Source organism: Pannonibacter anstelovis (genome assembly GCF_036881715.1).
GTDB lineage: Bacteria > Pseudomonadota > Alphaproteobacteria > Rhizobiales > Stappiaceae > Pannonibacter > Pannonibacter anstelovis.
In genome coordinates this window covers 223957-248444 of record NZ_JBAKBF010000002.1, presented here as the reverse complement: position 1 = coordinate 248444, position 24488 = coordinate 223957, and the positions used below count along the sequence as shown (strand labels likewise).

General features: G+C 63.0%; 18 protein-coding genes. 9 read left to right on the top strand and 9 right to left on the bottom strand.

Annotation, left to right across the window (positions count from 1 at the left end):
• Positions 1-93: 93 nt before the first annotated feature.
• Positions 94-1314 carry an MFS transporter gene (locus V6L75_RS03940; protein ID WP_334250212.1) on the bottom strand — a complete coding sequence of 407 codons (1221 nt, stop codon included), beginning with the start codon at positions 1312-1314 and terminating at the stop codon, positions 94-96.
• Positions 1315-1732: 418 nt separating this feature from the next.
• Between V6L75_RS03940 and nadA the strand changes: the two genes are divergently transcribed.
• The 3 genes from nadA (at position 1733) to nadC (ending at position 5471) form a co-directional block, all read left to right on the top strand.
• The gene (gene nadA, locus V6L75_RS03935; RefSeq protein ID WP_334250211.1) at positions 1733-2818 is read left to right on the top strand and encodes a quinolinate synthase NadA; all 1086 of its coding nucleotides are present in this window, start codon (positions 1733-1735) and stop codon (positions 2816-2818) included.
• A gap of 143 nt (positions 2819-2961) precedes the next feature.
• Positions 2962-4614 (top strand): L-aspartate oxidase, encoded by a 1653-nt coding sequence (locus V6L75_RS03930; protein WP_334250210.1) that lies wholly within the window; start codon positions 2962-2964, stop codon positions 4612-4614.
• The gene (nadC, locus tag V6L75_RS03925; RefSeq protein WP_334250209.1) at positions 4611-5471 is read left to right on the top strand and encodes a carboxylating nicotinate-nucleotide diphosphorylase; all 861 of its coding nucleotides are present in this window, start codon (positions 4611-4613) and stop codon (positions 5469-5471) included. Before V6L75_RS03930 ends, nadC begins: the two co-directional genes overlap by 4 nt.
• A gap of 44 nt (positions 5472-5515) precedes the next feature.
• Here the strand turns inward: nadC and V6L75_RS03920 are convergent, their stop codons facing one another.
• Positions 5516-6748, bottom strand: coding sequence for a cell wall hydrolase (locus tag V6L75_RS03920; RefSeq protein WP_019963075.1), 1233 nt, complete (start codon positions 6746-6748; stop codon positions 5516-5518).
• Between the two features lie 515 nt (positions 6749-7263).
• Positions 7264-8940, bottom strand: a complete 1677-nt coding sequence (locus tag V6L75_RS03915) for an electron transfer flavoprotein-ubiquinone oxidoreductase (RefSeq protein WP_334250208.1) — start codon at positions 8938-8940, stop codon at positions 7264-7266.
• Between the two features lie 269 nt (positions 8941-9209).
• Here V6L75_RS03915 and V6L75_RS03910 point away from each other — a divergent pair, with 269 nt between their 5' ends.
• From V6L75_RS03910 to V6L75_RS03890, 5 genes are all read left to right on the top strand, one after another.
• On the top strand, positions 9210-10196 hold the full coding sequence (locus V6L75_RS03910) for a uracil-DNA glycosylase family protein (RefSeq protein WP_334250207.1): 987 nt from the start codon (positions 9210-9212) through the stop codon (positions 10194-10196).
• Between the two features lie 372 nt (positions 10197-10568).
• Positions 10569-11045, top strand: coding sequence for a PilZ domain-containing protein (locus V6L75_RS03905; protein ID WP_334250206.1), 477 nt, complete (start codon positions 10569-10571; stop codon positions 11043-11045).
• A gap of 50 nt (positions 11046-11095) precedes the next feature.
• Complete coding sequence (locus V6L75_RS03900; RefSeq protein ID WP_334250205.1) at positions 11096-11959, top strand: S49 family peptidase; 864 nt, start codon at positions 11096-11098, stop codon at positions 11957-11959.
• Positions 11960-12055: 96 nt separating this feature from the next.
• Positions 12056-12238, top strand: coding sequence for a hypothetical protein (locus tag V6L75_RS03895; protein WP_334250204.1), 183 nt, complete (start codon positions 12056-12058; stop codon positions 12236-12238).
• Positions 12239-12444: 206 nt separating this feature from the next.
• The gene (locus tag V6L75_RS03890) at positions 12445-13401 is read left to right on the top strand and encodes a glycine--tRNA ligase subunit alpha (RefSeq protein ID WP_334250203.1); all 957 of its coding nucleotides are present in this window, start codon (positions 12445-12447) and stop codon (positions 13399-13401) included.
• A 65-nt stretch (positions 13402-13466) separates the two neighbouring features.
• Here V6L75_RS03890 and V6L75_RS03885 read toward each other — a convergent pair whose 3' ends face one another.
• Positions 13467-14882 (bottom strand): putative bifunctional diguanylate cyclase/phosphodiesterase, encoded by a 1416-nt coding sequence (locus V6L75_RS03885; protein ID WP_334250202.1) that lies wholly within the window; start codon positions 14880-14882, stop codon positions 13467-13469.
• A gap of 437 nt (positions 14883-15319) precedes the next feature.
• Between V6L75_RS03885 and glyS the strand changes: the two genes are divergently transcribed.
• Entirely contained in the window at positions 15320-17398 is a 2079-nt protein-coding gene (gene glyS / locus V6L75_RS03880; RefSeq protein WP_334250201.1) for a glycine--tRNA ligase subunit beta, read from the top strand.
• 141 nt (positions 17399-17539) lie between these two features.
• On the opposite strand, the gene V6L75_RS03875 is transcribed toward glyS, so the two are convergent.
• From V6L75_RS03875 to V6L75_RS03855, 5 genes are all read right to left on the bottom strand, one after another.
• Positions 17540-18970 carry a DEAD/DEAH box helicase gene (locus V6L75_RS03875; RefSeq protein WP_334250200.1) on the bottom strand — a complete coding sequence of 477 codons (1431 nt, stop codon included), beginning with the start codon at positions 18968-18970 and terminating at the stop codon, positions 17540-17542.
• A 370-nt stretch (positions 18971-19340) separates the two neighbouring features.
• The gene (locus V6L75_RS03870; protein WP_334250199.1) at positions 19341-19667 is read right to left on the bottom strand and encodes a chorismate mutase; all 327 of its coding nucleotides are present in this window, start codon (positions 19665-19667) and stop codon (positions 19341-19343) included.
• Between the two features lie 94 nt (positions 19668-19761).
• On the bottom strand, positions 19762-22056 hold the full coding sequence (locus tag V6L75_RS03865) for an NADP-dependent malic enzyme (RefSeq protein ID WP_334250198.1): 2295 nt from the start codon (positions 22054-22056) through the stop codon (positions 19762-19764).
• Between the two features lie 78 nt (positions 22057-22134).
• Positions 22135-22791 carry a hypothetical protein gene (locus V6L75_RS03860; RefSeq protein WP_334250197.1) on the bottom strand — a complete coding sequence of 219 codons (657 nt, stop codon included), beginning with the start codon at positions 22789-22791 and terminating at the stop codon, positions 22135-22137.
• A gap of 124 nt (positions 22792-22915) precedes the next feature.
• Positions 22916-24430: an AMP nucleosidase gene (locus V6L75_RS03855; RefSeq protein WP_425498667.1), complete on the bottom strand. Its 1515-nt coding sequence runs from the start codon at positions 24428-24430 to the stop codon at positions 22916-22918.
• Between the last annotated feature and the right edge of the window lie 58 nt (positions 24431-24488).

Below are 24488 nucleotides of genomic sequence, written 5' to 3'. Positions count from 1 at the left end.
ACTTGTAGAACCATCCAACTTGCGCCCGGCTCTCCGATCCCGGAACGCGCAAGCGCGTCCGGATGACGATAGAGAGGTTGAGGTTCGGACCATTCACTCCGCCGCAGCGAGGCGGGCGACGGGTTGCTCGCGGATCGGCCAGTGGACGATTGCAGCGAGAAGGCCGAGGGCGATGCCAAGCCACCAGACCGCATCATAGGAGCCCAGTTCGTCATAAAGTTTGCCGCCGAGCCAGACGCCGAGGAAGGACCCGATCTGGTGCGACAGGAAGACGAAGCCGAAGAGCGTCGCCATGTAGCGCGGGCCGAACATGACAGCCACGAGCCCGGACGTCGGTGGCACGGTGGACAGCCACAGAAAGCCCATGGCCGCCGAGAAAATCAGCACCGAGGCTGGTGAAGCGGGCGCCATAAGAAACAGGGTAATCGCGACGGCGCGGGCAAAGTAGATCAACGACAGGAAATGCGGCTTTGAATGGCGCGTGCCGATATAGCCCGATGCCAGCGAGCCCACAATGTTGCACAGGCCGATGAGGGCGATGGCATAGCCGCCCCAGCGCGCATCAAGGCCAAGGTCCGAAATATAGGGCGGCAGATGCACGGTGATGAAAGCCACGTGAAAACCGCAGACGAAGAAACCGAGCGTCAGCAGCAGGTAGCCGCGCGTCTTGAAGGCCTCGGCGATGGCTTGCTTGAGGTTCTGGTCAGCGCTGGTGCCGGCATATGCTGCAGCATCCGGCTTTCCACGCAGGGCGATGGCGAGCAGCGGGAGAAGCGCCATCAGGCCAGAGAAGGCCAGCAGCGTGTTGTGCCAGCCGATCTCCGAAATCAATCCTGCCCCGAGCGGAGCAAACAGGAACTGCCCGAGCGAGCCGGAGGCCGTGCCGACACCAAAGGCGAGTGAGCGCTTTTCTGGTGTCACCGTACGGGCGAAGGCCGCCAGCACCATGGAGAAGCTGGAAAAGGCGATGCCAAGGCCGATCAGCACACCGCCCGTCATATGCAGCGCCACAGGCGAGGTGGCGTCAGCCATCAGCCACAGGCCCGAGCCATAGAACACCGCGCCCAGCGCAATCGTCTTCCAAGTGCCGAACCGGTCAGCAAACATGCCCGCCACCGGCTGGCCAATGCCCCACATGAGGTTCTGGATGGCAATGGCCAGCGAGAAGATCTCCCGCGACCAGTCGCGTGCTTCCGTCATAGGCTGGAAGAACATGCCCATGGTCGAACGCGGCCCAAAGGACAGAAGCGCAATGGCACAGCCGCAGATGATGATCAGCGGAATATTGGCCCTTGCAGGCGCAGATGCGGACATGTCCCGGTTTCTCCGTTTCACACACTCCGGGCCGTGTGATGAGCCCCTCGCCCGCTACTATGCCTTTGCAGCTGGTTTGCTCAAGTGAATGTTTGTGATGCAGGGATGAGAGCTTCTTATGAGCGGCCTGACGGGGAGCTCGCACATGCACAGAGTTTTCTGCGTCTCCATCCGGATCGACAGCGAACGCAACCAGCCCGTTGCCAGCACACAAACAACCATTTGTAAAATATCAGCTTTTCAAAAATATGACGTTTCCGCATCAGAAAGTGTAGATTTGGCCTGCGTGCAGGACTATATAAGCTCAGGAAGAGCAAAAGACGGTGGCAGGTAAGGGGCGGTAAGTCCCGTTTTCTTTTACCGGCCATATGCTCAAAATGAGCATAATGGATCTGAGCTCCAAAGGGAGTACGGCCCTATGGCTACCACGCTGATTTCCTCACGTTCCGCCTGCGAGGCCAGGCCTGCAGCGGAACTGGCGATTGACCGTCATGGTGCGGTGAACCGTCCGGATCTTGCCTACACGGAAGAGGTCGCGCGCGAGACGGCGCCCATCTACGAGAAGGTCAAGCATATCATTCCCGCCATCGAGTGGCCCGCTCTTGCGCCGACGATCCATGCGATCAACAAGCTCAAGAAGGAGCGCAACGCCGTCATTCTGGCGCATAACTACATGACGCCGGACATCTATCATGGCGTGGCGGATGTGGTGGGCGACAGCCTGCAGCTGGCCATCGAGGCAACGCGCACCAGCGCGGACGTGATCGTCCAGTGCGGCGTGCATTTCATGGCCGAGACTTCCAAGATCCTCAATCCGTCGAAGACGGTGCTGATCCCCGACAGCCGCGCCGGCTGCTCGCTGGCCGAGTCCATCACTGCAGAGGATGTGCGCGGCCTGCGCGAGCGCAATCCCGGTGTGCCGATCATCACCTATGTGAACACCTCTGCCGCCGTGAAGGCCGAGTGTGACATCTGCTGCACCTCGTCAAACGCGGTGGAAGTGGTAGAGAGCCTTGGCGTGGACCGGGTGTTCCTGATCCCGGACAAATATCTGGCTGCCAACGTCGCCCGCAAGACCAACGTGGAAGTGCTGATCTGGGACGGCGCCTGCGAGGTGCATGAGCGCTTCACCGCGCAGGAGCTGCGCGACTACCGCAAGATCGATCCGGATGTGAAGATCATCGCCCATCCGGAGTGCCCGCCGGAAGTGGTGGAAGAAGCCGACTTTGCCGGCTCCACCAAGCACATGATCGACTGGGTGAAGGAAAAGAAGCCCGCCAAGGTGATGATGATCACCGAGTGCTCCATGGCGGACAATGTGGCGAGCGAAACGCCGGGCGTGGACTATATCCGCCCCTGCAACCTGTGCCCGCACATGAAGCGCATCACTCTGTCCAAGATCCTCGATGCCCTGATCGAGATGAAGGAAGAAGTCACGGTTGATCCCGCAGTTGCCGGCCTTGCGCGCCGGGCGGTGGAACGTATGATCAACCTGAAGAGCTGACCGGCAAGCTGGCGCGTCACCCTGACGCGTCGGCCTGTCCTGTTTTCTGACCGGCCCGGACCTTTCCTCCCCCCATCTGTCCGGGTTCGGCCTTGCGGCCGGAGGCGGAGCTGCCTTCCGGCGCCGTTTGGAAAGCCCCTGCGATGGCAATACGTAGCGAATTCCTGGCCCCCTCCCTGTCTGCGCGCGGCGTGGACGATGTGGTGATCCTCGGAGGCGGTCTGGCGGGCCTGTTCTGCGCGCTGAAACTCAGCCCGCGTCCCGTCACCATCATCAGCAATGCACCGATTGGTGAAGGGGCTTCCTCGGCCTGGGCGCAGGGCGGCATTGCCGCTGCCGTTTCCGACGGGGACACATCCGAAAGCCATCTCGCAGATACCCTGGCCGTGGGCGGCGGCATCTGCCAGGACAAGATCGTTGCCATGATGACGGCGGAAGCGCCGCGACGGGTGCATGACCTGCTGAGCTATGGCGTGCCGTTCGACAAGGATCTGGAAGGACGCCTGCAGGTCTCCCGCGAGGCCGCGCATTCCCAGAGCCGCGTAGTGCGCGTGCGCGGCGACATGGCCGGACGCGCCATCATGGATGCGCTGGTCGCAGCCGTGCGCAACACACCGTCCATCCGCGTCATCGAAGGCTATCTGGGCGAGAGCCTGATCACCGAAGGCCGCTATGTCACGGGCGTAATGGCCCGCCGCCGCGGCGGGCTGGAGCGTCTCGCTTTCCAGGCACCGGCCGTTGTTCTGGCTTCCGGCGGCATCGGCCATCTCTACTCGGTCACCACCAATCCGGGTGAGGCCAATGGCCACGGCCTCGGCATGGCTGCCCGCGCCGGGGCCGTGCTGGCGGATGCGGAATTCGTGCAGTTCCATCCGACAGCACTGGACCTTGGCCGGGATCCGGCACCGCTCGCCACCGAAGCCCTGCGCGGCGAAGGCGCAATCCTCGTGAATGCCGCCGGTGAGCGTTTCATGCAGAACGTGCACCCGCTGGCCGAACTGGCCCCGCGTGACATCGTCGCCCGTGCTGTCTTCCGCGAGCGGGCCGCCGGGCGTGGCGTGTTCCTTGATTGCCGGGAGGCAATCGGCGCAGGCTTTGCCGAACATTTCCCGACCGTTTACGCCACCTGCATGGCTGCCGGCATCGACCCGGTGACGCAGCCGATCCCGATTGCCCCGGCAGAGCATTATCACATGGGCGGCGTGCTGACGGATGCGAACGGCCGCACCTCGCTGGACGGCCTGTGGGCCGCTGGCGAAGTCGCCTCCACCGGTGCCCATGGCGCCAACCGGCTGGCCTCCAACTCGCTGCTGGAAGCGGTCGTCTTTGCCGCACGCATCGCCGAAGACATTCAGGGCCTGATGCCGACCCCGCGCACCGCCTATTGGGAGGAGCTGGACGACGAGCCGGGCCTGCCCAGCCAGCGCAACCATGATGAGCGCACGGCCATCTCCATCCTGCGCCAGACCATGAATGATCTGGTCGGCGTGGAGCGGGACGCAGACGGGCTGCAAACCGCCCTTGCCCGCATTGCCGCGGCTGAGGCGCGGGTGCAGCGCACCTCCATCCGCAACATGATGCTTGCGGGCAAGATCGTGGCCGCAGCCGCTTTCCTGCGCAAGGAAAGCCGGGGCGCGCATTACCGGTCCGATTTCCCGCAGGCCGATGCGGCACAGGCCAAGCGCAGCTATCTGACGCTGGATCAGGTCAACGCGGCCGCAGCAGGCGCCAGTGAAGCGGTGAAAGAGCCGCTGGCAGGTTTCGACCTTGCCAACATGGCTGGAGAAAGCGCATGACCGCCTTTCTGCCCGAACTGCCGCATCTGATGGTGGAAGATGCAGTGCGCGCTGCCCTGCTGGAAGACTGGGGCCGCGCCGGGGATATCACCTCGCAGGCCACCATCGGCCCGGATGTACCGGCAAGCGCCGTCATCGCTGCGCGCAAGAACGGCGTGCTGGCAGGCATTGACCTTGCCATAACCGCCTTCGCCCTCACGTCGCCAAAACTGAAGGTAGACGTGCTGACCCGTGACGGCGCAAGGCTGACGCCGGGCGCAATCGTCGCCCGCATCGACGGCCCTGCACGGGCGCTGCTGGCGGCGGAGCGCGTGGCACTGAATTATCTGGGCCGCATCTCCGGCATCGCCACGGCGACTGCCCGTTTTGCCGATGCCATTGCGCATACGAAGGCGAAGATCGTCTGCACCCGCAAGACGACCCCCGGCCTGCGCGCCTTTGAAAAATACGCCGTGCGCTGTGGCGGCGGCTCCAACCACCGCTTCGGCCTCGATGATGCGATCCTGATCAAGGATAATCACATCGCCGTTGCAGGCGGTGTGGCAAAGGCGATCCACTCGGCCAAGGCCTTTGCCGGACATCTGGTGAAGATCGAGGTGGAAGTGGACACGCTGGACCAGCTGCGCGAAGCACTGGACGCCAAACCTGATGTGATCATGCTGGACAACATGGGCCCGGACCGGCTGCGCGAGGCCGTTTCCATTGCCGGCGGTAAGGTGCTGCTGGAAGCTTCCGGCGGCATCGACGAGACCACCGTGCGAGCCGTAGCCGAGGCTGGCGTTGACCTCATCTCCTCCGGCTGGATCACCCACTCCGCCCCTGTTCTCGATCTGGGGCTCGATATCGGCATCGAATGAGCTGAGGGGCGGCATAGCCGCCTCTCAGTCTTTCCTGATCAACCTCAGTTCCAGCCGCCGGCCTTGGTCTTGTAGAAGATGTGCAGGCCGATCTGGCCGCGCTTGTTCATTTGACCGGCCCAGCGCGGCTTCACGTAGGTGGCGTGATAATGCGTCGAGGCATCCACCATCTTCAGATACTGCTGGCCTGAAATCACCTGCTTGGCGAGGCGCTGTGCCGTAGCCCAGGCATCCGGCGAGGTGATCCGGTCAGGGATACCGTCGCAGGCGAAGGAGAACTGGCACTGGTTGCGCTTTGTCCGGTTCTGGTAGACCACTTCGCAGATGGAGTTGGGATAGGCCGGGTTCTTCACACGGTTCAGAACCACCTGACCAACGGCGATCTGCCCGTCCTCAGATTCGCCGCGTGCTTCAAAGTACAGCGCCTCTGCCATGCAACGCTGTTCCTTCGGCTCTGCCACGGACAGCGGCAGCGGCTTCTGCGCCCACCAATGCGGATTCTGCGGATCTTCCGGTGGCGGCAGGTCCACTTCATACTGCGGGCCGAACAGAGCCGTAAATGGATCGCGGGACGTGTCGGCCGCCTCAGGCGCATAGGCAGACACAAGGGAGAAGCCTGCAGCTGCCGCGTTACGCGCCATCATCATGCGCTGCAGATCCATCGGATCGCCCGCCTCTTCCGTGCCCTTGCGGCGGCCGCCCTTCGGCTGCTTCGCGGCGCTGGCGAACTGATTGCGCTGATCCGCCGTCAGCGGCTCAGGCTTGACGAAGGCAACGCGCGGCATGTCGGCCTGGCCGCCGTTTCCGATGAGGCTGGCCATGGAATAGACCGAGCCAGAGGCCTGCTCCAGCATTTCCCGGTCCGGTGCCATGGACATGAAACGGTCGCCCTTGCCGGTACGGTTGATCCGGATCTCGTCCGGCACTTCCGTGGGCAGCGTCTCGCGCACCAGAGGCTCCAGTCCCTTGATCGCGGTATTCTGCATGCCCTGCGGTGCCGAAACAGTGGCACCTTCCTGCGCCGGCTCTGAGGACGGCAAGGGTGTTGCCTGTGCCAAGGTCAGCGTGGGGGGAAGCTGAGAGCTGAAATCGACGGTTTCCAGCGCCTGCATCCAGGAAGGCTTGCCTCCGGCAGACATCAGCGCACTGATATCCTGCTGGCCGGTGGACGCCGTGAGGCCGATGAAAGCGAGGGGGGCGACAGCCAGCGCGTGACGGAGCTTGAAGCGCCGGCGCGGTCGGATAGGCTTGCCGCAGAGATAAACCGGGCCAAACATACGCAACGCAACTCCAACCTTCCGCGCCTTTACAGGGCCGCGAACGCAACAGGGGATATCCCATCAAGATTTGACCTTGAGTTTGTCCTGTTAACCTTGAGAAGGAGTTAATGCCGCGAAATTTCCAGTCTGCCCCTGCGTTAATTTTTCTTCGGCACGCTGGCTATGGTTAAGACGTTGAATGATTTGCACAGCAACGCCCCACCTGCCGCCATACGCCCATGTACCGGCGCTATGACCGGCACAGAGTCACCCCGGCCAAGCGTAGCGCGAGCCGGGGACTATTCGTTTGCAGAGAAGGGCGATTGCCCACGGCCTGGCGGCAGGCTCTCGCCCGATGCAAGCCGTTCCGGCGTCAACACATCTCATTGCTCTGGAAGCGAGTGGTTCCCGGATCTCCGCTTCGTCCGGGACGACGCAGAATCTGCGGGACGGCGCGGGAGTGTTCCTGTGTGCTCCTCCCCCACCAAAAAACAGCCCCCGGAAAGCTGGGCTCGCCGGGGGCTGAAGAGGTTTTACATGTTCGGGTAGTTCGGGCCGCCGGAGCCTTCCGGCACCGTCCAGGTGATGTTGCCGTTCGGGTCCTTGATGTCACAGGTCTTGCAGTGGACGCAGTTCTGCGCGTTGATCTGGAAGCGGGGCGCACCCTCGCCTTCCTCGACCCATTCATAGACACCGGCCGGGCAATAGCGGTTCGACGGGCCGCCGTAGACGTCGTGCTCCGACGACTTCTGCAGCGCCATGTCCTTCACCTTCAGATGGATCGGCTGATCCTCCTCATGATTGGTGTTGGATAGGAACACCGAGGACAGCTTGTCGAAGGAGACGACTCCATCGGGCTTCGGATAGGCGATCGGCTTGCACTCGGCGGCCGGCTTCAGGCTCTGTGCATCGGTCTTGCCGTGCTTCATGGTGCCGAAGAAGGAGAAGCCGAACAGCTCGTTCGTCCACATGTCGAGGCCACCGAGCATGACGCCCATCACCGCGCCAAAGCGCGACCACAGCGGCTTGACGTTGCGCACCTTCTTCAGGTCCTTGCCGATGTCGCTTTCGCGCCAGGCGGTATCGAAGGCCGTCAGCTCCGCATTGGTCTCGCCGCGGCCCAGTGCGTCCATCACATGCTCGGCTGCAATCATGCCCGAGAGCATGGCGTTGTGAGAGCCCTTGATGCGCGGCACGTTGACGAAACCGGCGGAGCAGCCAATCAGCAGGCCGCCAGGGAACGAAAGCTTCGGCACCGACTGGTAGCCGCCTTCGGTGATGGCGCGCGCACCATAGGCAAGCCGCTTGCCGCCCTCGAAGGTTTCACGGATCGCCGGATGGGTCTTGAAGCGCTGGAACTCGTCGAAGGGCGACAGGTGCGGGTTCTGGTAGTTCAGATGAACCACGAAGCCGACGGCGACCTGATTGTCTTCGAGATGATAGAGGAAAGAGCCGCCACCCGTGCGGTTGTCCAGAGGCCAGCCGAAGGAGTGCTGCACCAGCCCCAGCTTGTGCTTCGCCGGGTCGATCTGCCACAGTTCCTTGATGCCAATGCCGAATTTCGGCACATCTGCATCCTTGTCCAGCTCAAAGCGGGAGATCAGCTGCTTGGCGAGCGAGCCGCGCACGCCTTCGGCAATCAGCACATACTTTCCGCGCAGCTCCATGCCGCGGGTGTAGTTGTGATTGGGCTTGCCGTCACGGCCAATGCCCATGTCGCCGGTGGCGACGCCAACAACCTTGCCCTCTTCGTCATAGAGCACTTCAGCGGCGGCAAAGCCGGGATAAATCTCCACGCCCAGCTCTTCGGCCTTGGTGGCCAGCCAGCGGCAGACGTTGCCCAGCGAAACGATGTAGTTGCCGTGGTTGTTCATCAGCTTGGGCATCAGAACATTCGGCAGGCGCATGGAGCCGGCAGGTCCCAGCACGAGGAAATGGTCAGCCGTCACCGCCGTCTTGATGGGCGTATCCTCGCTGCGCCAATCCGGCAGCAGGCGGTCAAGAGCGATCGGATCGATGACCGCGCCGGACAGAATATGCGCGCCGACTTCCGAGCCCTTCTCCAGGACCACGACGGACAGCTCTTCGCCCTTCTCGTTAGCGATCTGCTTGAGGCGAATGGCAGCGGAAAGGCCAGCAGGGCCAGCGCCGACAATCACCACGTCAAAATCCATGCTTTCGCGCTCGGGCAGCTCAAGCTCTTCCGTCATCGCACTCTCCCTCTCAAGCACGCCAGACTGCGAACAGACTGGCGCAATTGCAGCAGGCGGCCCCACCCTGCCCGCTTGACTGTCTAAGCGTCGCGTCCTCTTTAGAGCAGCTCAAGCGGACCTGCAATTCCTCCGTTTCGGCTGGTTAGGACTTTACGTTAACGTAAGCGTTAGTCAACCCGCCAGCTTGCCGCAGGAATGAAAGCGATATCACGGGAGAGCGGGGTAAGGTCTGTTGTGTTTGCGCCATCTCCCGTTACATTGGCGGCATGATCACGTCTTTCTCAGCATCCGGCCTCACGGCCCGGCACATCGAGGCACTTCTGGAGTTTTTCCAGGGTGCGGGTGTGGATGGCTGGGTGGAAGATGAAGTCATAGACCGTTTTGCCCAGTCGGCGCTGGAGGCAGAGCAAGCCGCCATGGTGCGCCAGTCGCGCGGAGCACCGGGGCAGCCGGGAGCACAGGCGCCACAGACCCGCAACTTCGATAGCAGCTACAGCCAGCCGGCGCAGCCGCAGGGCCAGGTCCAGTCGCGCATTGCCGGTCAGGCAGCCCCGCCGCCCCTGAATCTCCCGTCACTCAACCGCAGTGCAGCGCCCGAACCGCAGGCGCAGGCTCCTGTTTCTACTTCAACGGATCCGGCGGTCATCCCCGGCGAGCAAGCGGTCAAGTCTGCCCGGGAAGCCGCGAAGTCTGCGGCAACACTGGAAGATCTCAAGGCCTGCCTCGCTGCCTTCAACGGCTGCAATCTGCGCCTCACCGCAAAGTCGCTGGTGTTTGCCGATGGCAATCCCTCGGCCAGGGTCATGCTGGTGGGCGAAGCGCCGGGCCGGGACGAAGATCTCTCCGGCGTGCCCTTCGTTGGCCGCTCAGGACAGTTGCTGGACCGGATGCTGTCGGCCATCGGCCTCGACAGATCCTCCGTCTACATCGCCAATGTTGTGCCGTGGCGCCCGCCAGGCAACCGGACGCCGACACCGCAGGAAACGGAAATCTGCCGTCCTTTCATCGCCCGGCAGATCGAACTGGCCAACCCGGATTTTCTGGTTTTCCTGGGTGCTGCATCCGCCAAGGCGCTGACGGGCAACACGGATGGCATCCGCCGCATGCGCGGGCGCTGGATGGAGTATGATGCGGGCGGCCGGAAGATCCGCGCCATTGCGACCTATCACCCGGCCTATCTCCTGCGCAGCCCGTTGGAAAAACGGCTCGCCTGGCGGGATTTCCTTGCGTTAAAACAGGCACTTTCTGCTTGAGCCGGTGCAGTTCGCCAGCACGTAGCACTCGTGAATATACTCATTGTTAAAGTTGTTCCGTCTAGCTTTATTATAATGGGCAGGACATCGGTTTCGATGACGGATACAGCATTCACCACAAGACGGACAAAACCCGCTCAGGCGCCTGCACCGGCGCCTGTTGAGGCACGCGGCCCCGAACCCGCGAAACGGCCTGTGCAAGCACATGCACCCCGGACACCGCAAACGGTGCAAGAGAAGGTGCCCGAACCGGCTGACGCCGGCTCCGGATACGCATCCCCGCGCCGCGCACGGCCGCCCGTAGCACCGGAAGCTGCTCCCCCGGCCGTTCTTGCCATTGATATCGAGCGCTTGACCTGCATCCCGGTCAAAGTGAGCAATCTGACTCAGTGGGGATGCCTCATCTCTTCTCCTGACATCAAGCTGCTGCAGAAGAACATTGGTCTGCGCTTTGGTGACGAGAAAAGCCTCCGCTCTGCGACAGTCACCTCCATCGCTGGCGAAGACGCCACCATCGTCTTTAACGGCGTCCAGAGCGATGCTGCAAGCAAGCGGGCGGAAGCGCGCCGCGCCGTTTCCATTCAGGTGGTACTGACGGACCCTGAACGCACGCGGCGCGTCACGGGCCGTATCGTTGACGCTGCCCGTTCGGGTTGCCGTGTCCAGGCAGCAGGTGTCAAACATCTGGGCAAGACCATCCATCTGCGTGTGCTGGGCATGCCCCGGGCCATCGTGGCAGAGGTAATGTGGTGTGATGACGAGGCCGCAGGCCTGCGGCTCAACTGGGAGGCCGTCAACCAGCTGGCTGCCAAGACAAAGGCTGATTTTCTCGCGCGCGGCACTATCTAATGCTCACTGGCAGGCATCACCGCCTGCCGGGCAAGCCGGAACGGGATTTCATGCTGACAACACTCAAGACCAGACTGAAGAAGCTCCTCGGGCGCGGCGGCACGCCCATTCCCGTCGTCCGCCTGCAGGGCGTGATTGGTGGTGGCGGCCCCTTGCGAAGCGGTCTCTCCCTGGCGTCGGTAGCCAAACCGCTGGAACGGGCTTTCTCCATGAAGAAGGCTCCGGCCGTTGCACTGATCATCAACTCGCCCGGCGGCTCCCCCGTGCAGTCGCGCCTTATCTACACCCGGATCCGTGCGCTTGCCGAAGAGCACGGCAAGCAGGTTCTGGTTTTCGTGGAGGATGTGGCGGCATCCGGCGGCTACATGATCGCCGTTGCGGGCGATGAAATCATCGTCGATCCATCATCCGTGGTTGGCTCCATTGGTGTCGTTTCCGCAGGTTTCGGCTTTACCGAACTCATCCAGAAGATCGGCGTGGAGCGGCGCGTCTATACGGCAGGCACGCGCAAGGTGTCGCTCGATGCCTTCAGCCCGGAAAACCCGGAAGACGTGGCGCATCTGAAGTCATTGCAGGCCGAAATCCATGATCTGTTCATCACCATGGTCAAAGCGCGGCGCGGAGAACTGCTCTCTCAGGATCCGGATCTGTTCAGCGGCCTGTTTTGGACCGGGCGCATCGCCTGCAGCCTTGGACTTGCCGACCGTGAAGGGGATCTCCTGTCCGTGCTGAAGCAGCGCTTCGGCGAAAAGGCAGAGCCCGTGCTCATCGGCCAGCCGCGCGGGCTGTTCGGCCGCAGGCCCTCAGGCGGCGTTGGCGGCGGCCTCCGGGCCTCTCTGAGCGCAGGAGCCCTGACGGAGGACGTGCTGGGAGCCCTTGAAGACCGCAGCCTTTGGGCACGTTACGGTCTGTGACATTTTTTGACCGGAACACGGCAACTTGATGCACATTGTGCCTTGTCTCCGCCACGATCGAACGGGAGGATTGCACATCATCTGGAGATAGTCCGCATGCATCCTCTCGCCATCATCGCCCTTGCCGGAACTGCCGGTCTCCTTCTTGCTCGCGCCATGCGCCGTGAAATGGCCCGCGTGGACCAGCGCCTTTCGAAGGTTCGTCCCGCTCCGGGCACGCCCATTCCGGTGACACTGAAGCTCGACCCCAGCACCGGCCGTTACCGGCCGCAAGACTGATTGGGCCGTTACCGGCCGCAGGACTGATTGGGCTGTTACCGGCCGCAGGACTGAACCGGCTTCATCCCCCTCCCGGAGGGCATTTCGCGCCCCTGCCTGCGGGTGCGGCTTGACCTCGCCCCGCCTCCGTGGCACCTCTCCGGCCAATCAGGGCGGCGGCCAGCTTCGCCGTGCCCTCTCCGTCTCGAACGACCGGGAAATGCCAGATGCCGAATGAAACCCTTCCGGACCACATGCGCCCTGAAAACTCCTTTCAGGCGCTGATCCTGACCCTGCAGCGCTACTGGGCGGATCAGGGCTGCGTCGTGCTGCAGCCCTATGACATGGAAGTGGGTGCTGGCACGTTCCACCCGGCCACGACTCTGCGTTCGCTTGGGCCGCGCCCCTGGAAGGCCGCCTATGTGCAGCCTTCCCGCCGCCCCTCTGACGGCCGTTATGGCGAGAACCCCAACCGCCTGCAGCACTATTACCAGTTCCAGGTGATCCTGAAGCCGTCGCCTGAGAACCTGCAGGAGCTGTATCTCAACAGTCTCTATGCCATCGGGCTCGATCCTTCCGTGCATGACGTGCGCTTCGTCGAAGACGACTGGGAAAGCCCCACCCTTGGCGCCTGGGGCCTTGGCTGGGAGTGCTGGTGCGACGGCATGGAAGTGTCGCAGTTCACTTATTTCCAGCAGGTGGCCGGTTTCGAGTGCTCACCCGTTTCCGGTGAGCTGACCTACGGGCTGGAGCGCCTGGCCATGTATATTCAGGGCGTCGATAACGTCTATGACCTGAACTACAACGGCCGTACAGGCGCGGACAAGATCACCTATGGCGATGTGTTCCTTCAGGCCGAGCAGGAATATTCCCGGCACAATTTCGAGCATGCCGATACGGAAATGCTGTTCCGCCACTTCCGTGATGCTGAAGAGGAATGCCGCCGACTGCTCGCCGCTGGCGAAGCAGCAAAGGAAGCGGCCGGCGCCGACGTGCACCAGATGGTGCTGCCGGCCTATGATCAGTGCATCAAGGCCAGCCATGCCTTCAACCTGCTGGATGCGCGTGGCGTGATCTCGGTAACCGAACGCCAGAGCTATATCCTGCGCGTGCGCGAGCTGGCCAAGGCCTGTGGCGGCGCCTTCCTGCAGACGGCAGCCGGCGGCGTTGGCTACACCGGCTGAGGCTGCATCTCACTGCGAGCTTACGGGGTCATGGGCATCCGCAGTGCGGGTGCCCTTTTCGCGCATTACGCGGGCAGCGGCGCGTCCAGGCTCTGCTGACGGGCGATGTTGGCGCAAATCAGAGCGTGAGCATCATCCGCACTGACAGCCTGCGAGAACAGGAAGCCTTGCCCGTAGTTGCAGCCTTCATAATGAAGTTGCGCACGCTGCTCCTGCAGCTCGATCCCTTCCGCAATGGCCTCTATGCCAAGGCCTGCCGCAAGCCCCAGGATGGCGCGGACAATAGCGGCGTTCTCGCCTCCTTCTCCCATTCCTGCGATAAAGGACCGGTCGATCTTGATACGGTCGACACGGAAATCCCTGAGATAGCGCAGACTGGAATGCCCCGTGCCGAAATCATCCAGCGCGATGCGGATGCCGGAATCCGAAAGCTGGCCAAGGATCTCCCGCGCCGTCTTGGGGTCCTTGATAAGGGCATTTTCCGTGATCTCGATCTCCAGCCGCTCTGGTGGAAAACCGGTGTTGCCCAGAATGGTCAGAAGCCGCAGGGGCAGCATCCGGTCGTGCAGTTGCACCGGGGATAGATTGAAGGAGAGATAAACATCCTGTGGCCACTGCAGCGCCGCCTCGCAGGACTTGGTCAGAAGATGGTCGGTCAGCTCCGGCATCAGCCCGCAATCTTCCGCAATGGGAATGAAATGCGACGGCGGCACCTTGCCGAAGTCACGGTCCGTCCAGCGGGCCAGCGCCTCGAAGCCTGCAATCCTCTCGCTGCGCAGGTCCCAGATCGGCTGAAAATGGGGGCTGATCTGATTGCTGGCAATGGCCCCGCGCAAGCGCTGTTCCAGCAGCGTGCGATGCAGGATCGCCGCGTCCATCTCGGTCTCGAAAAAGCGGAACGTGGAGCGGCCGGATGTCTTGGCGCGGTAGAGCGCCACATCGGCCCGGCGCAACAGCTCGACAATCGAATAGCCATTGTCCGGGAAAACGGCAATGCCAACGCCCGAGCCAACCGTGACCTGCCGGGCGCCGATCAGAAATGGCTCCTGCACCCGGTTCAGCACACGCCGGGCAATACCGGCAGCCGCATCCTTGTGCGCCAGAATACTTGTGACGATGGCAAACTCATCGCCGCCCAGCCGGGCAACAAGGCCCTCTTCTCCAACCACCTCGTTGAGGCGTCCGGCGAACTCCTTGAGCAGCAGGTCGCCGAAGCTGTGGCCATAGACGTCGTTCACCGGCTTGAAGCCGTCGATATCCATCATGATGACGGCGCGGAACTGGTCCGGTTCCATCATGTGCACCATCGAGGGAAAGACCATTTCGATATGGCGCCGGTTCGGCAGGCCGGTCAAAGGATCGTGCTGGGCCTGAGCCTGAGCCTCCGTCAGAGCGGCTTCCGCTTCCTCCAGCTGACTGGAAAGCAGCTTGCGCTGGCGTGCAGACCCGAACCAGGCCGCAGCCGCCGCACTGAACAACATGGACAGCACAATGAATGAACCATCGGGCCAACCCTCGACGGCAGGAGCAAATGTTGCAGAAAACCACAGACACGCTACAAGCAGAACAGCAAATACAATCACAGGTAAGCCATATTTGCTTCCGGCAAGCAAAAGCAAAAAATCTGACAGACGCTTCCTTACTGATACTTTTTCCAAATCAGATCGGGCTCCAATCCGCATTTAATGAATTATCTCTTGAATCCTCTTGAGAAACCATGAAACAGATCGCTCAAACATGCCGCGGCTTCGGCAGCAAGACATGCGGGCCATTCATCACCAGCCGTAAAGCGCCATTTCCCGGCCAATCCTGCAAGGTTGGGGGTGACATTTTTTTCCGGGCTTGGTAGGCACACGCGCTGCAGTGTGCGATTGCTTGCCCGCCCTGCCCTGATGTTTTCTATCGAAGGTTCAGACCCATGCCCGATCTCCTGCTTGAACTGTTCAGCGAGGAAATCCCTGCCCGCATGCAGCGCCGCGCTGCGGATGACCTGAAGTCGCTGGTCACCAATGCGCTGGTGGAAGCCGGTCTGACCTATGAAGGCGCAAAGGCCTTTGCCACCCCCCGCCGCATTGCCCTGCACATTGCCGGTCTGCCCGTTGCCTCGCAGGCCACCCGCGAAGAGCGCAAGGGCCCGCGCGTCGGCTCCCCGGCCCAGGCGCTGGAAGGCTTCCTGCGCGGTGCAGGCCTTTCCTCCATCGAGGAAGCCACGATCCAGAGCGATCCGAAGAAGGGCGAGTTCTACATCGCCATCATCGAGAAGCCGGGCCGCCCGGCAGAAGAAATCATTGCGGACGTGATGCCCGGCATCATCCGCAATTTCCCCTGGCCCAAGTCGATGCGCTGGGGTTCCGGCACGCTGCGCTGGGTGCGCCCGCTGAAGTCCATCGTCGCCACCTTCGGCCCGGAAACGGAAGAGCCGGAAGTGATCGCCTTCGAAATCGACGGGCTCACCGCTGGCAACACCACTCGCGGCCACCGCTTCCACGGCAACGAGACCTTCACCGTCCGCCGCTTCGACGACTACATGACCAAGCTGGAAAAACAGAAGGTCATCCTCGATGCCGACCGGCGCAAGGACGTGATCGTGCATGATGCGCGCGATCAGGCCATGGCGCTGGGGCTGGAGCTGGTGGAAGACGAAGGCCTGCTGGAGGAAGTTGCCGGACTGGTGGAATGGCCGGTGGTGCTCACAGGCTCCTTCGACGAGGCGTTCCTGTCGATCCCGGACGAGTGCATCCGCCTGACCATCCGCGCCAACCAGAAGTGCTTCGTGCTGCGCAACCCGGCAACGGGGCGCCTTGCCAACCGCTTCGTGCTGACATCGAACCTGATTGCGGCCGATGGCGGCAAGACGATCATCGCAGGCAACGAGAAGGTGATCCGCGCCCGCCTGTCCGATGCCCGCTTCTTCTGGGAAACGGACCTCAAGACCCGGCTGGAAGACAACCTGCCGAAGCTGGACAGCATCGTCTTCCACGAGAAGCTGGGCTCGCAGGGCGAGCGCGTGAAGCGCCTTGAGACGCTGGCCGCAGAACTGGCCCCCTCATGCGGTGCTGACGCTGACGAGGCCCGCCGCGCTGCGCGTCTGGCCAAGGCCGATCTCGTCTCCGGAATGGTTGGCGAGTTCCCTGAGCTGCAGGGCCTGATGGGCCGCTACTACGCCACCCACCAGGGCGAAAGTGCCTCCGTTGCCACGGCCATCGAGGACCATTACCGCCCGCAAGGCCCGTCCGACCGCGTGCCAGCCGATGCGGTGGCCATCGCCGTTGCGCTCGCCGACAAGCTGGATCTTCTCACCGGTTTCTGGGCCATTGACGAAAAGCCGACCGGCTCCAAGGACCCCTTCGCCCTGCGCCGTGCCGCGCTTGGCGTGATCCGCATCATTCTGGAAAACAAGCTGCGTCTGCGGCTTGGCGGCATTGCTGCGCCGCAGATCGGTGCACGCGGTGCTGATGCCTCCGCCACCACGGCAGACCTCCTCTCCTTCTTCGCCGACCGTCTCAAGGTCCATCTGAAGGAAGAAGGCGCGCGGCATGATCTGATCGATGCCGTCTTTGCCCTTGGCGGGCAGGATGACCTGCTGATGGTTGTGCGCCGCGTCGAGGCTCTGGGGGCGTTCCTTGCCACCGAGGACGGCGCCAACCTGCTGGCAGGCTACAAGCGTGCGATCAACATCCTCAAGGCCGAGGAGAAGAAGGACGGCGCTGCCGTCTCGGGCCGCCCGGTCGCCAGCCACTTCCGTGATGACGCCGAGATTGCGCTGGCCAGCGCCATCGATACGGCCCGCGCTGCGGTCAGCGAGGCGCTTTCGGGCGAAGACTTCGCCGCCGCGATGGAGGCCCTTGCCGCCCTGCGCGCCCCAGTCGACCGGTTCTTTGCCGATATCCTCGTCAACGCCGATGAAGCGGAGCTGCGCGCCAACCGCCTGAAGCTCCTCGCCGAAATCCGCGACATTGCCGGCCTCGTCGCCGACTTCTCCAAGGTCGCCGGCTGAGTTCAGCCACCTGAAACAGAAAGCCCGCATCGGAACACCACCGCTGCGGGCTTTCTTTTGTTTGGAGAAGGCTTTCAATCAACAGGGCCCGGCAGTTTCCCGCCGGGCCCTGAAACTTTCACACCGAAAGCAGCCTCACCCTTAAGGGCGCGCGTCGCGGCGGTCACCGCGGGACTGGACCTGTGCAGCAATCTGGGCCGGGCCACCATTCTGCGGGCGGCGCTGGCCGCCACCGGGCTTGCGTGCCTGGCCGCCATGTGGCTTGTTGCCATGACCATTGCCGAAGCCGCCCTTGCCGCCTTCACCACGGCCACGGCCGCCTTCGGAACGGGCACCGTAGCCACGGCCCTGTTCACCGCGGCCCTGTTCACGTCCCTGGCCCTGGCCACGGCCCTGCTGGCCGCCTCCACGTGCCGGGCGCTTGGCGGCACCGCGGCCCTCGGCCGGTGCCTCACCGCTGGCGACGGGAATGCGGATGCCGGTCAGACGCTCGATGTCACGCAGCAGGCCGATTTCGTCCGGTGCGCAGAAAGCGATGGCATCGCCATCGGCGCCTGCACGGGCGGTGCGGCCGATGCGGTGAACGTAGCTCTCCGGCACATCCGGCAGGTCGAGGTTGTAGACGTGGCTGACGCCCGGAATGTCGATGCCGCGTGCGGCCACATCGGTGGCCACCAGGATGCGGGTCTCGCCGGACTTCAGTTCCTTGATGGCGCGGTCACGCTGGTTCTGGCTCTTGTTGCCATGGATTGCATTGGCCTTGAACCCGGCAGCTTCCAGACGGCGCACCACCTTGTCCGCGCCATGCTTGGTGCGGGCGAAGACCAGAGACAGATCGTCGGGGCGTTCGGAGAGGCAGTTGATCAGCAGGCTGATCTTGTCGCCGTTGGAGACGAAGTGAACGCACTGGGTCACCTTGTCTGCCGTGCGGCCAGCCGGAGCCACTTCCACGCGGACCGGATCGGTCAGGTAGGAGCGGGACAGTTCCTCGATCTGCTTCGGCATGGTGGCCGAGAACAGCAGGGTCTGGCGCTTCTTCGGTACCAGATTGGCAATCTTGCGCAGGGCGTGGATGAAGCCGAGGTCCAGCATCTGGTCGGCTTCGTCCAGCACCAGATATTCCACCTGGTCAAGACGCAGGGCGTTGCGGTCGATCAGATCGAGCAGACGGCCTGGCGTGGCAACCAGAATGTCGCAGCCACGGGACATGCGCTTGATCTGCGGGCCGATGGAAACACCGCCCATGATGGTGGCAACCTGCAGCGGCGTCGACTTGATGAAACCGATGAGGTTCTGCGCGATCTGGTTCACCAGTTCACGGGTCGGCGCCAGGATCAGGGCGCGGGTGGCGCGGGCCGGAGCCGGCTTGGGATTGGCGAGCATGCGCTCGACCAGCGGCAGGCCGAAAGCGGCGGTCTTGCCGGTGCCGGTCTGGGCAAGGCCCATCAGGTCATTGCCGGCGAGAATGAGAGGGATGGCTTCGCGCTGGATCGGGGTCGGCTGGTCGTAGCCGATAGCGGCGATGGCCTTGAGGATCGACTGGGAAAGCCCGAGAGCTTCAAACTGAGTCAAATGAAAACCTTCAACTGTCGCGCCTGCCGCATCAAAGGGCACGCGCACAAGGTGGACCGGCCCATGATGGACCAGCCTTTCGTGGCGGTTACGGCACGGGCCAAATGGCAATCCGGACCGTCAGAACCCCGCGTGAAATGGGAACCTGGGAAAAGGCATCGCAGCCTCTGGCGCGACGCGGAACGGCTCATGCATCCTGTCTGCCTCCGTCGCGGATCACCTTTTGGGAAGGGCCGGATCTGCCAGACCGCAGGATCTGCGGGCGCCCCGCAACAACATGTGAGGGGCAGGCGCGTGGAGAGGACGCAGGCCGCTCACGCGGCGGCCAAACCGTATCTTGGCGCCTGTATCGGCGCCTTAGGCCTGAAAGTCAAGATAAAACGGTGCCCTGAGGTGCGAGCCCCAGCCGGGCGGCAATGGTGCGGCGCTCGTAATCGACATTCCAGTCGATCAGCACACGCCAGACAGCCTCGGCCTGACCGGCTTCCAGCCCAAGGCCTTCAGCACGCCCGCGCAGGCGTTCGATCATGGTCTCGATTCGCTCCGCATCAAAGGCTTCGTCCGGATGCTGCTTGATCTGCGCCATCTGGCGTACATAGGTCTGCCGCTCGGCGAAAAGCTTCAGAAGAAGCTGGTCGATCCGGTCGATCTCGGTCCGGATATCACCCTTGGTGACGCAGTCCTTCGCAGGTTTCATTCCAAAAGGCCCTTTGCCTGTCCAAGCCGGAGAGGATGAACACCGTCACGCCTGCCGGTGCGGTTGGCTCCGGCAGGCGCAAGGGATGGATGGCTCAGGCTTCCGCCTTCTTCTGCGCCTCGACGCAGGCCAGAGCCGACATGTTGACCACGCCGCGCGAGGTCACCGAGCCGGTGAGGATATGCGCAGGCTTGGCCGTGCCGAGCAGAATCGGGCCGACATGCAGGGCCTCCGTCGCCACCTTCAGCAGGTTCAGCGCGATGTTGGCCGCATCCAGATTCGGGAAGAGCAGCAGGTTCGCTTCGCCCTTCAGGCGGCTGTCCGGCATGACGCGCTGGCGCAGCAGCTCGGACAGGGCCGAGTCGCCATGCATGTCGCCGTCCACTTCCAGCTCCGGACATTCCTTCCAGAGGATGTCCAGCGCCTTGCGCATCTTGTCGGCAGAGGCCAGCTCGCGCGAGCCGAAGTTGGAGGCCGACAGCAGCGCCACCTTGGGCTCGATGCCGAAGCGGCGGATTTCCGCAGCTGCAAGCCGTGCCATCTCGGCCAGCTCTTCCGCATCCGGGTCTTCGGTCACGAAGGTGTCGGTCAGGAAGATCGCGCCGCGATCATTGATCAGCAGCGACAGGGCCGACAGATCCCGCACACCGGCCTTGAGGCCGATGATCTGGCGGATATCGCGCAGGTGGCGGATGAAGCGGCCTTCCAGTCCGCAGATCACCGCATCAGCCTCCCCGCGCCGCACGGCCAGCGCCGAGATGACGGTGGAGTTGGTGCGCACGATGGTACGCGCTGCATCATGCGGCACGCCCTTGCGGCCCACGCAGGAGAAATACTCTTCCACATAGTCGCGGTAACGCGGATCATCCTGCGGGTTGACGAATTCAAAGTCCACACCCGGGCGGATCTTCAGGCCAAAACGCTCGCAGCGGGCCTTCAGCACGTCCGGGCGGCCCACGAGGATCGGTACGGCCACCTTGTCCTCGATCAGCACCTGGGCTGCGCGCAGCACACGCTCATCCTCGCCTTCCGCATAGATGATCCGCTTCGGCTCACGGGTCGCGGCCTGAATGATCGGCTTCATCACGAGGCCGGAGCGGAAGACGAAGCGGTTCAGCGTGTCGAGATAGGCGTCGAAATCCTCGATCGGGCGCGTGGCAACGCCGGTTTCCATGGCTGCACGGGCTACAGCCGGCGCAATGCGCAGGATCAGGCGCTGATCGAACGGCGACGGAATCAGGTACTTCGGACCAAAGGTCTCGGTCGCCCCGCCATAGGCGCGGGCCGCAACGTCGGACGGCTCTTCCTTGGCCAGATCGGCGATGGCCTTCACCGCCGCATGCTTCATCTCTTCGTTGATCGCGGTCGCGCCAACGTCCAGCGCGCCGCGGAAGATGTAAGGGAAGCACAGGACGTTGTTCACCTGGTTCGGGAAATCCGAACGGCCGGTGCACATCATCACGTCATCGCGCACTGCAAGCGCGGCTTCCGGCATGATCTCCGGATTGGGATTGGCAAGCGCCAGGATCAGCGGGTTCGGCGCCATCTTGGCGACCATTTCCGGCTTCAGTACGCCGGCGGCGGACAGGCCAAGGAATACGTCGGCACCTTCGATGATCTCACCCAGCGTACGCTTTTCCGTCTTCTGGGCGAAGATGCCCTTCCACTGGTCCATCAGGGCTTCGCGGCCTTCATAGACCACACCCTCAATGTCCGAGACCCAGATGTTCTCGCGCTTTGCGCCAAGGGAGACGATGAGATTGAGGCAGGCGAGCGCGGCGGCACCGGCACCAGAGGCGACGATCTTCACCTGATCAATCGGCTTGCCGGCCAGTTCCAGCGCATTCTTGACCGCTGCACCGACGATGATCGCCGTGCCGTGCTGGTCGTCGTGGAACACCGGAATGTTCATCCGCTCGCGCAGCTTGGCCTCGATCTGGAAGCACTCCGGCGCCTTGATGTCCTCAAGGTTGATGCCGCCGAAGGTCGGCTCCAGAACCGCAACCGCATCGACGAAGCGGTCGACGTCGAGTTCGTCCACCTCGATGTCGAAGACGTCGATGCCGGCGAATTTCTTGAACAGGACGGCCTTGCCTTCCATCACGGGCTTGGAGGCGAGCGGGCCGATGTTGCCAAGACCCAGCACGGCGGTTCCGTTGGAAATCACGGCCACCAGATTGGCGCGGGAGGTGTAGAGCGCAGCCGTCGACGGGTCACGGGCGATTTCAAGACAGGGAGCGGCGACACCGGGAGAATAGGCCAGAGCCAGATCGCGCTGGTTACCGAGCGGCTTGGTCGCCTTGATCTCGAGTTTGCCCGGGCGCGGATGCATGTGGAAGAACAGTGCGGGTTCGGTCAGGTCGCTTCCAGCCGGTTTCTTGTCGCTCATGTCGCCTCTCGTCTCAACAGCGGTCTCAGCCGCCTTTCCCTCAAGGAGGCATGGCCCATCCGCGCGTGCTGTTCAACCTTATTTCACACCTGCTCCACCGGTTGCGGGCAAAAGCAGCCGCAAAAGCAGGAATAGAACCAGTCCGTTGAGGATATGCCACATGAAATGGGTGCCCAGAGCGAGGCTGCCGCAAACTGGCATGTCGAGCGTGCGGAAGGTCAGCGAGGCGGCAAAAACCACTCCGGCGGCAGCAAGGCCCTTGGCGAGCCGGGTGCTGGAGCGCCATGCCAGGGCTGCCACGGCGAAAATGGCGGCAAGCGCCGGAATATATCCGGCAGAAGACCCCACCAGCGGCGCAAACAGCCGCCCGGCAAAGGGCGACGCTGCGAAGAAGACGAGCGTGAAGCCCACCGCCCAGTACCAGCGCAGCCCCAGAAACCGGTTCAGCGCCGCGAAGAGATAGACATGGATGAAAAGGGCGATCGGGATCACATCCGCCAGCAGTGACCAGCGGTTGGCGAAGGTGTGGAACAGGAAGGAGCCAATGCCGGTGGCAAGTGTGATGACGATGAGCACCAGTGCCAGCCAGTCATCCGGCGCACGCTTGCGCCACATCAGGAAAGCGGCCAGTGCCGCCAGAATGAAGGAGGCGTTGGTGATGGCATTGACCGGCTCGGACCAGAAACCGGCATCGAGCCGCTCGCAGTAATTGTTCAGCGGTTCCGTCCAGTTCATGCCATCGCCTCCCTGCCTGTGCCTCAGGTCAAATGTGACGCAGGACGGACAGTGGCAAGAGTAAATGCCCTTTTTTACAAGGCAAAGACGGCAGGCGGGCGGTGCCTGCCGTCAGATCCGGACCTTACTGGAAGGCCGTCTCCGCAAAGCTGCGCAGCTTGCGCGAATGCAGGCGTTCCGGCGGCATCGACCGCAGCAGTTCCATGGCCCGCATGCCGATTTCCAGATGCTGTGCCACCTGCCGCTTGTAGAAATCCGTCGCCATGCCCGGCAGCTTCAGTTCGCCGTGCAGCGGCTTGTCGGATACGCAAAGCAGCGTGCCGTAAGGCACACGGAAGCGGAAGCCGTTGGCGGCGATGGTGGCCGATTCCATATCCAGCGCAATGGCGCGGGACTGGGAGAAGCGCTGCACCAGGCCGCGCTGGTCCCACAGTTCCCAGTTCCGGTTATCGATGGAGGCCACCGTGCCGGTGCGCATCACCTTCTTCAACTCGTAGCCGGAGAAACCGGTGATCTCGGCAACAGCGCTTTCCAGCGCCACCTGCACCTCGGCAAGAGGCGGGATCGGCACCCACAGCGGCAGGTCCTGATCCAGCACATGATCATCGCGCACATAGCCGTGGGCAAGCACATAATCCCCCAGCGTCTGGCTGTTGCGCAGGCCCGCACAGTGGCCCAGCATCAGCCAGGCATGCGGACGCAGCACGGCGATGTGGTCGGTGATGGTCTTGGCATTGGAGGGCCCCACGCCGATGTTGACCATGGTGATGCCGGAATTGTCTGCCCGCTTCAGGTGATAGGCCGGCATCTGCGGCAGCTTGGCCAGCGACGTGCCTGACGAAGGGGTTTTCTGGCCCGCCAGCGTCAGCAGGTTTCCAGGCTCGACGAAAGCGGTGTAGCCGCTCTCCGGATCGGCAATCGCTGCTTCCGCCATGCGGCAGAATTCGTCGATGTAGAACTGGTAGTTCGTGAAAAGCACGTAGTTCTGGAAATGCTCCGCGGCCGTAGCCGTGTAGTGCTGCAGGCGGTGCAGCGAATAGTCGATGCGCGGACCGGTAAACGGCGCCAGCGGCATGATGCCGTCCACCGGCTCATAGGTGCCGTTGGCGATGGCGTCATCCATCAGCGTCAGGTCCGGCAGATCGAACATGTCCGCCAATGGCCGGTCACCGGGCATGGCTCCAGCACCTTCGACGTGAGTGCCGTCATAGAAAGCGAAATGCAGGGGGATCGGCGTCGTGCTGTCCCCCACATGCACCGGCACGCCATGATTGCGGATCAATAGCGAGACCTGCTCCGTCAGATACTGCTGAAACAGGTCCGGCCGGGTGATTGTGGTGGCATGGATGCCGGGGCCGGAGACAAAGCCGAACGGCATGCGGCTGTCGAGGCGCGAGTGGCTCTCGGTCATCAGGCGGATCTGCGGATAATAGGCCCTGACCCGGCCCTCGGGTGCTGTTCCAGCGACGAGATCGCGAAAGGCGTCCCGGATGAAAGCCGTGTTGCGCTCGAACAGTTCCATCAGCCGGGCGACGGCAGCGGCCGCATCGGTGAAGGGCTCGAGCGGGGCAGCGGGCGCCAGCACGAGGGGGCGGGGATCCGTGAGGGGATTTCGGTAGGGCCGGTCTTTCAAATGCATTCTCCTTATTGTTCTTAACCGGACAGGCTCTAACAGAGACCCGTTCTCGTCAAGCCTC

Excerpts from the sequence above, each read along its gene's own strand:
- V6L75_RS03940 (WP_334250212.1), bottom strand. The coding sequence starts at position 1,314 with ATGTCCGCATCTGCGCCTGCAAGGGCCAATATTCCGCTGATCATCATC.
- nadA (WP_334250211.1), top strand. The coding sequence starts at position 1,733 with ATGGCTACCACGCTGATTTCCTCACGTTCCGCCTGCGAGGCCAGGCCT.
- V6L75_RS03930 (WP_334250210.1), top strand. The coding sequence starts at position 2,962 with ATGGCAATACGTAGCGAATTCCTGGCCCCCTCCCTGTCTGCGCGCGGC.
- nadC (WP_334250209.1), top strand. The coding sequence starts at position 4,611 with ATGACCGCCTTTCTGCCCGAACTGCCGCATCTGATGGTGGAAGATGCA.
- V6L75_RS03920 (WP_019963075.1), bottom strand. The coding sequence starts at position 6,748 with ATGTTTGGCCCGGTTTATCTCTGCGGCAAGCCTATCCGACCGCGCCGG.
- V6L75_RS03915 (WP_334250208.1), bottom strand. The coding sequence starts at position 8,940 with ATGACGGAAGAGCTTGAGCTGCCCGAGCGCGAAAGCATGGATTTTGAC.
- V6L75_RS03910 (WP_334250207.1), top strand. The coding sequence starts at position 9,210 with ATGATCACGTCTTTCTCAGCATCCGGCCTCACGGCCCGGCACATCGAG.
- V6L75_RS03900 (WP_334250205.1), top strand. The coding sequence starts at position 11,096 with ATGCTGACAACACTCAAGACCAGACTGAAGAAGCTCCTCGGGCGCGGC.
- V6L75_RS03895 (WP_334250204.1), top strand. The coding sequence starts at position 12,056 with ATGCATCCTCTCGCCATCATCGCCCTTGCCGGAACTGCCGGTCTCCTT.
- V6L75_RS03890 (WP_334250203.1), top strand. The coding sequence starts at position 12,445 with ATGCCGAATGAAACCCTTCCGGACCACATGCGCCCTGAAAACTCCTTT.
- V6L75_RS03885 (WP_334250202.1), bottom strand. The coding sequence starts at position 14,882 with ATGTTGTTCAGTGCGGCGGCTGCGGCCTGGTTCGGGTCTGCACGCCAG.
- glyS (WP_334250201.1), top strand. The coding sequence starts at position 15,320 with ATGCCCGATCTCCTGCTTGAACTGTTCAGCGAGGAAATCCCTGCCCGC.
- V6L75_RS03870 (WP_334250199.1), bottom strand. The coding sequence starts at position 19,667 with ATGAAACCTGCGAAGGACTGCGTCACCAAGGGTGATATCCGGACCGAG.
- V6L75_RS03865 (WP_334250198.1), bottom strand. The coding sequence starts at position 22,056 with ATGAGCGACAAGAAACCGGCTGGAAGCGACCTGACCGAACCCGCACTG.
- V6L75_RS03860 (WP_334250197.1), bottom strand. The coding sequence starts at position 22,791 with ATGAACTGGACGGAACCGCTGAACAATTACTGCGAGCGGCTCGATGCC.
- V6L75_RS03855 (WP_425498667.1), bottom strand. The coding sequence starts at position 24,430 with ATGCATTTGAAAGACCGGCCCTACCGAAATCCCCTCACGGATCCCCGC.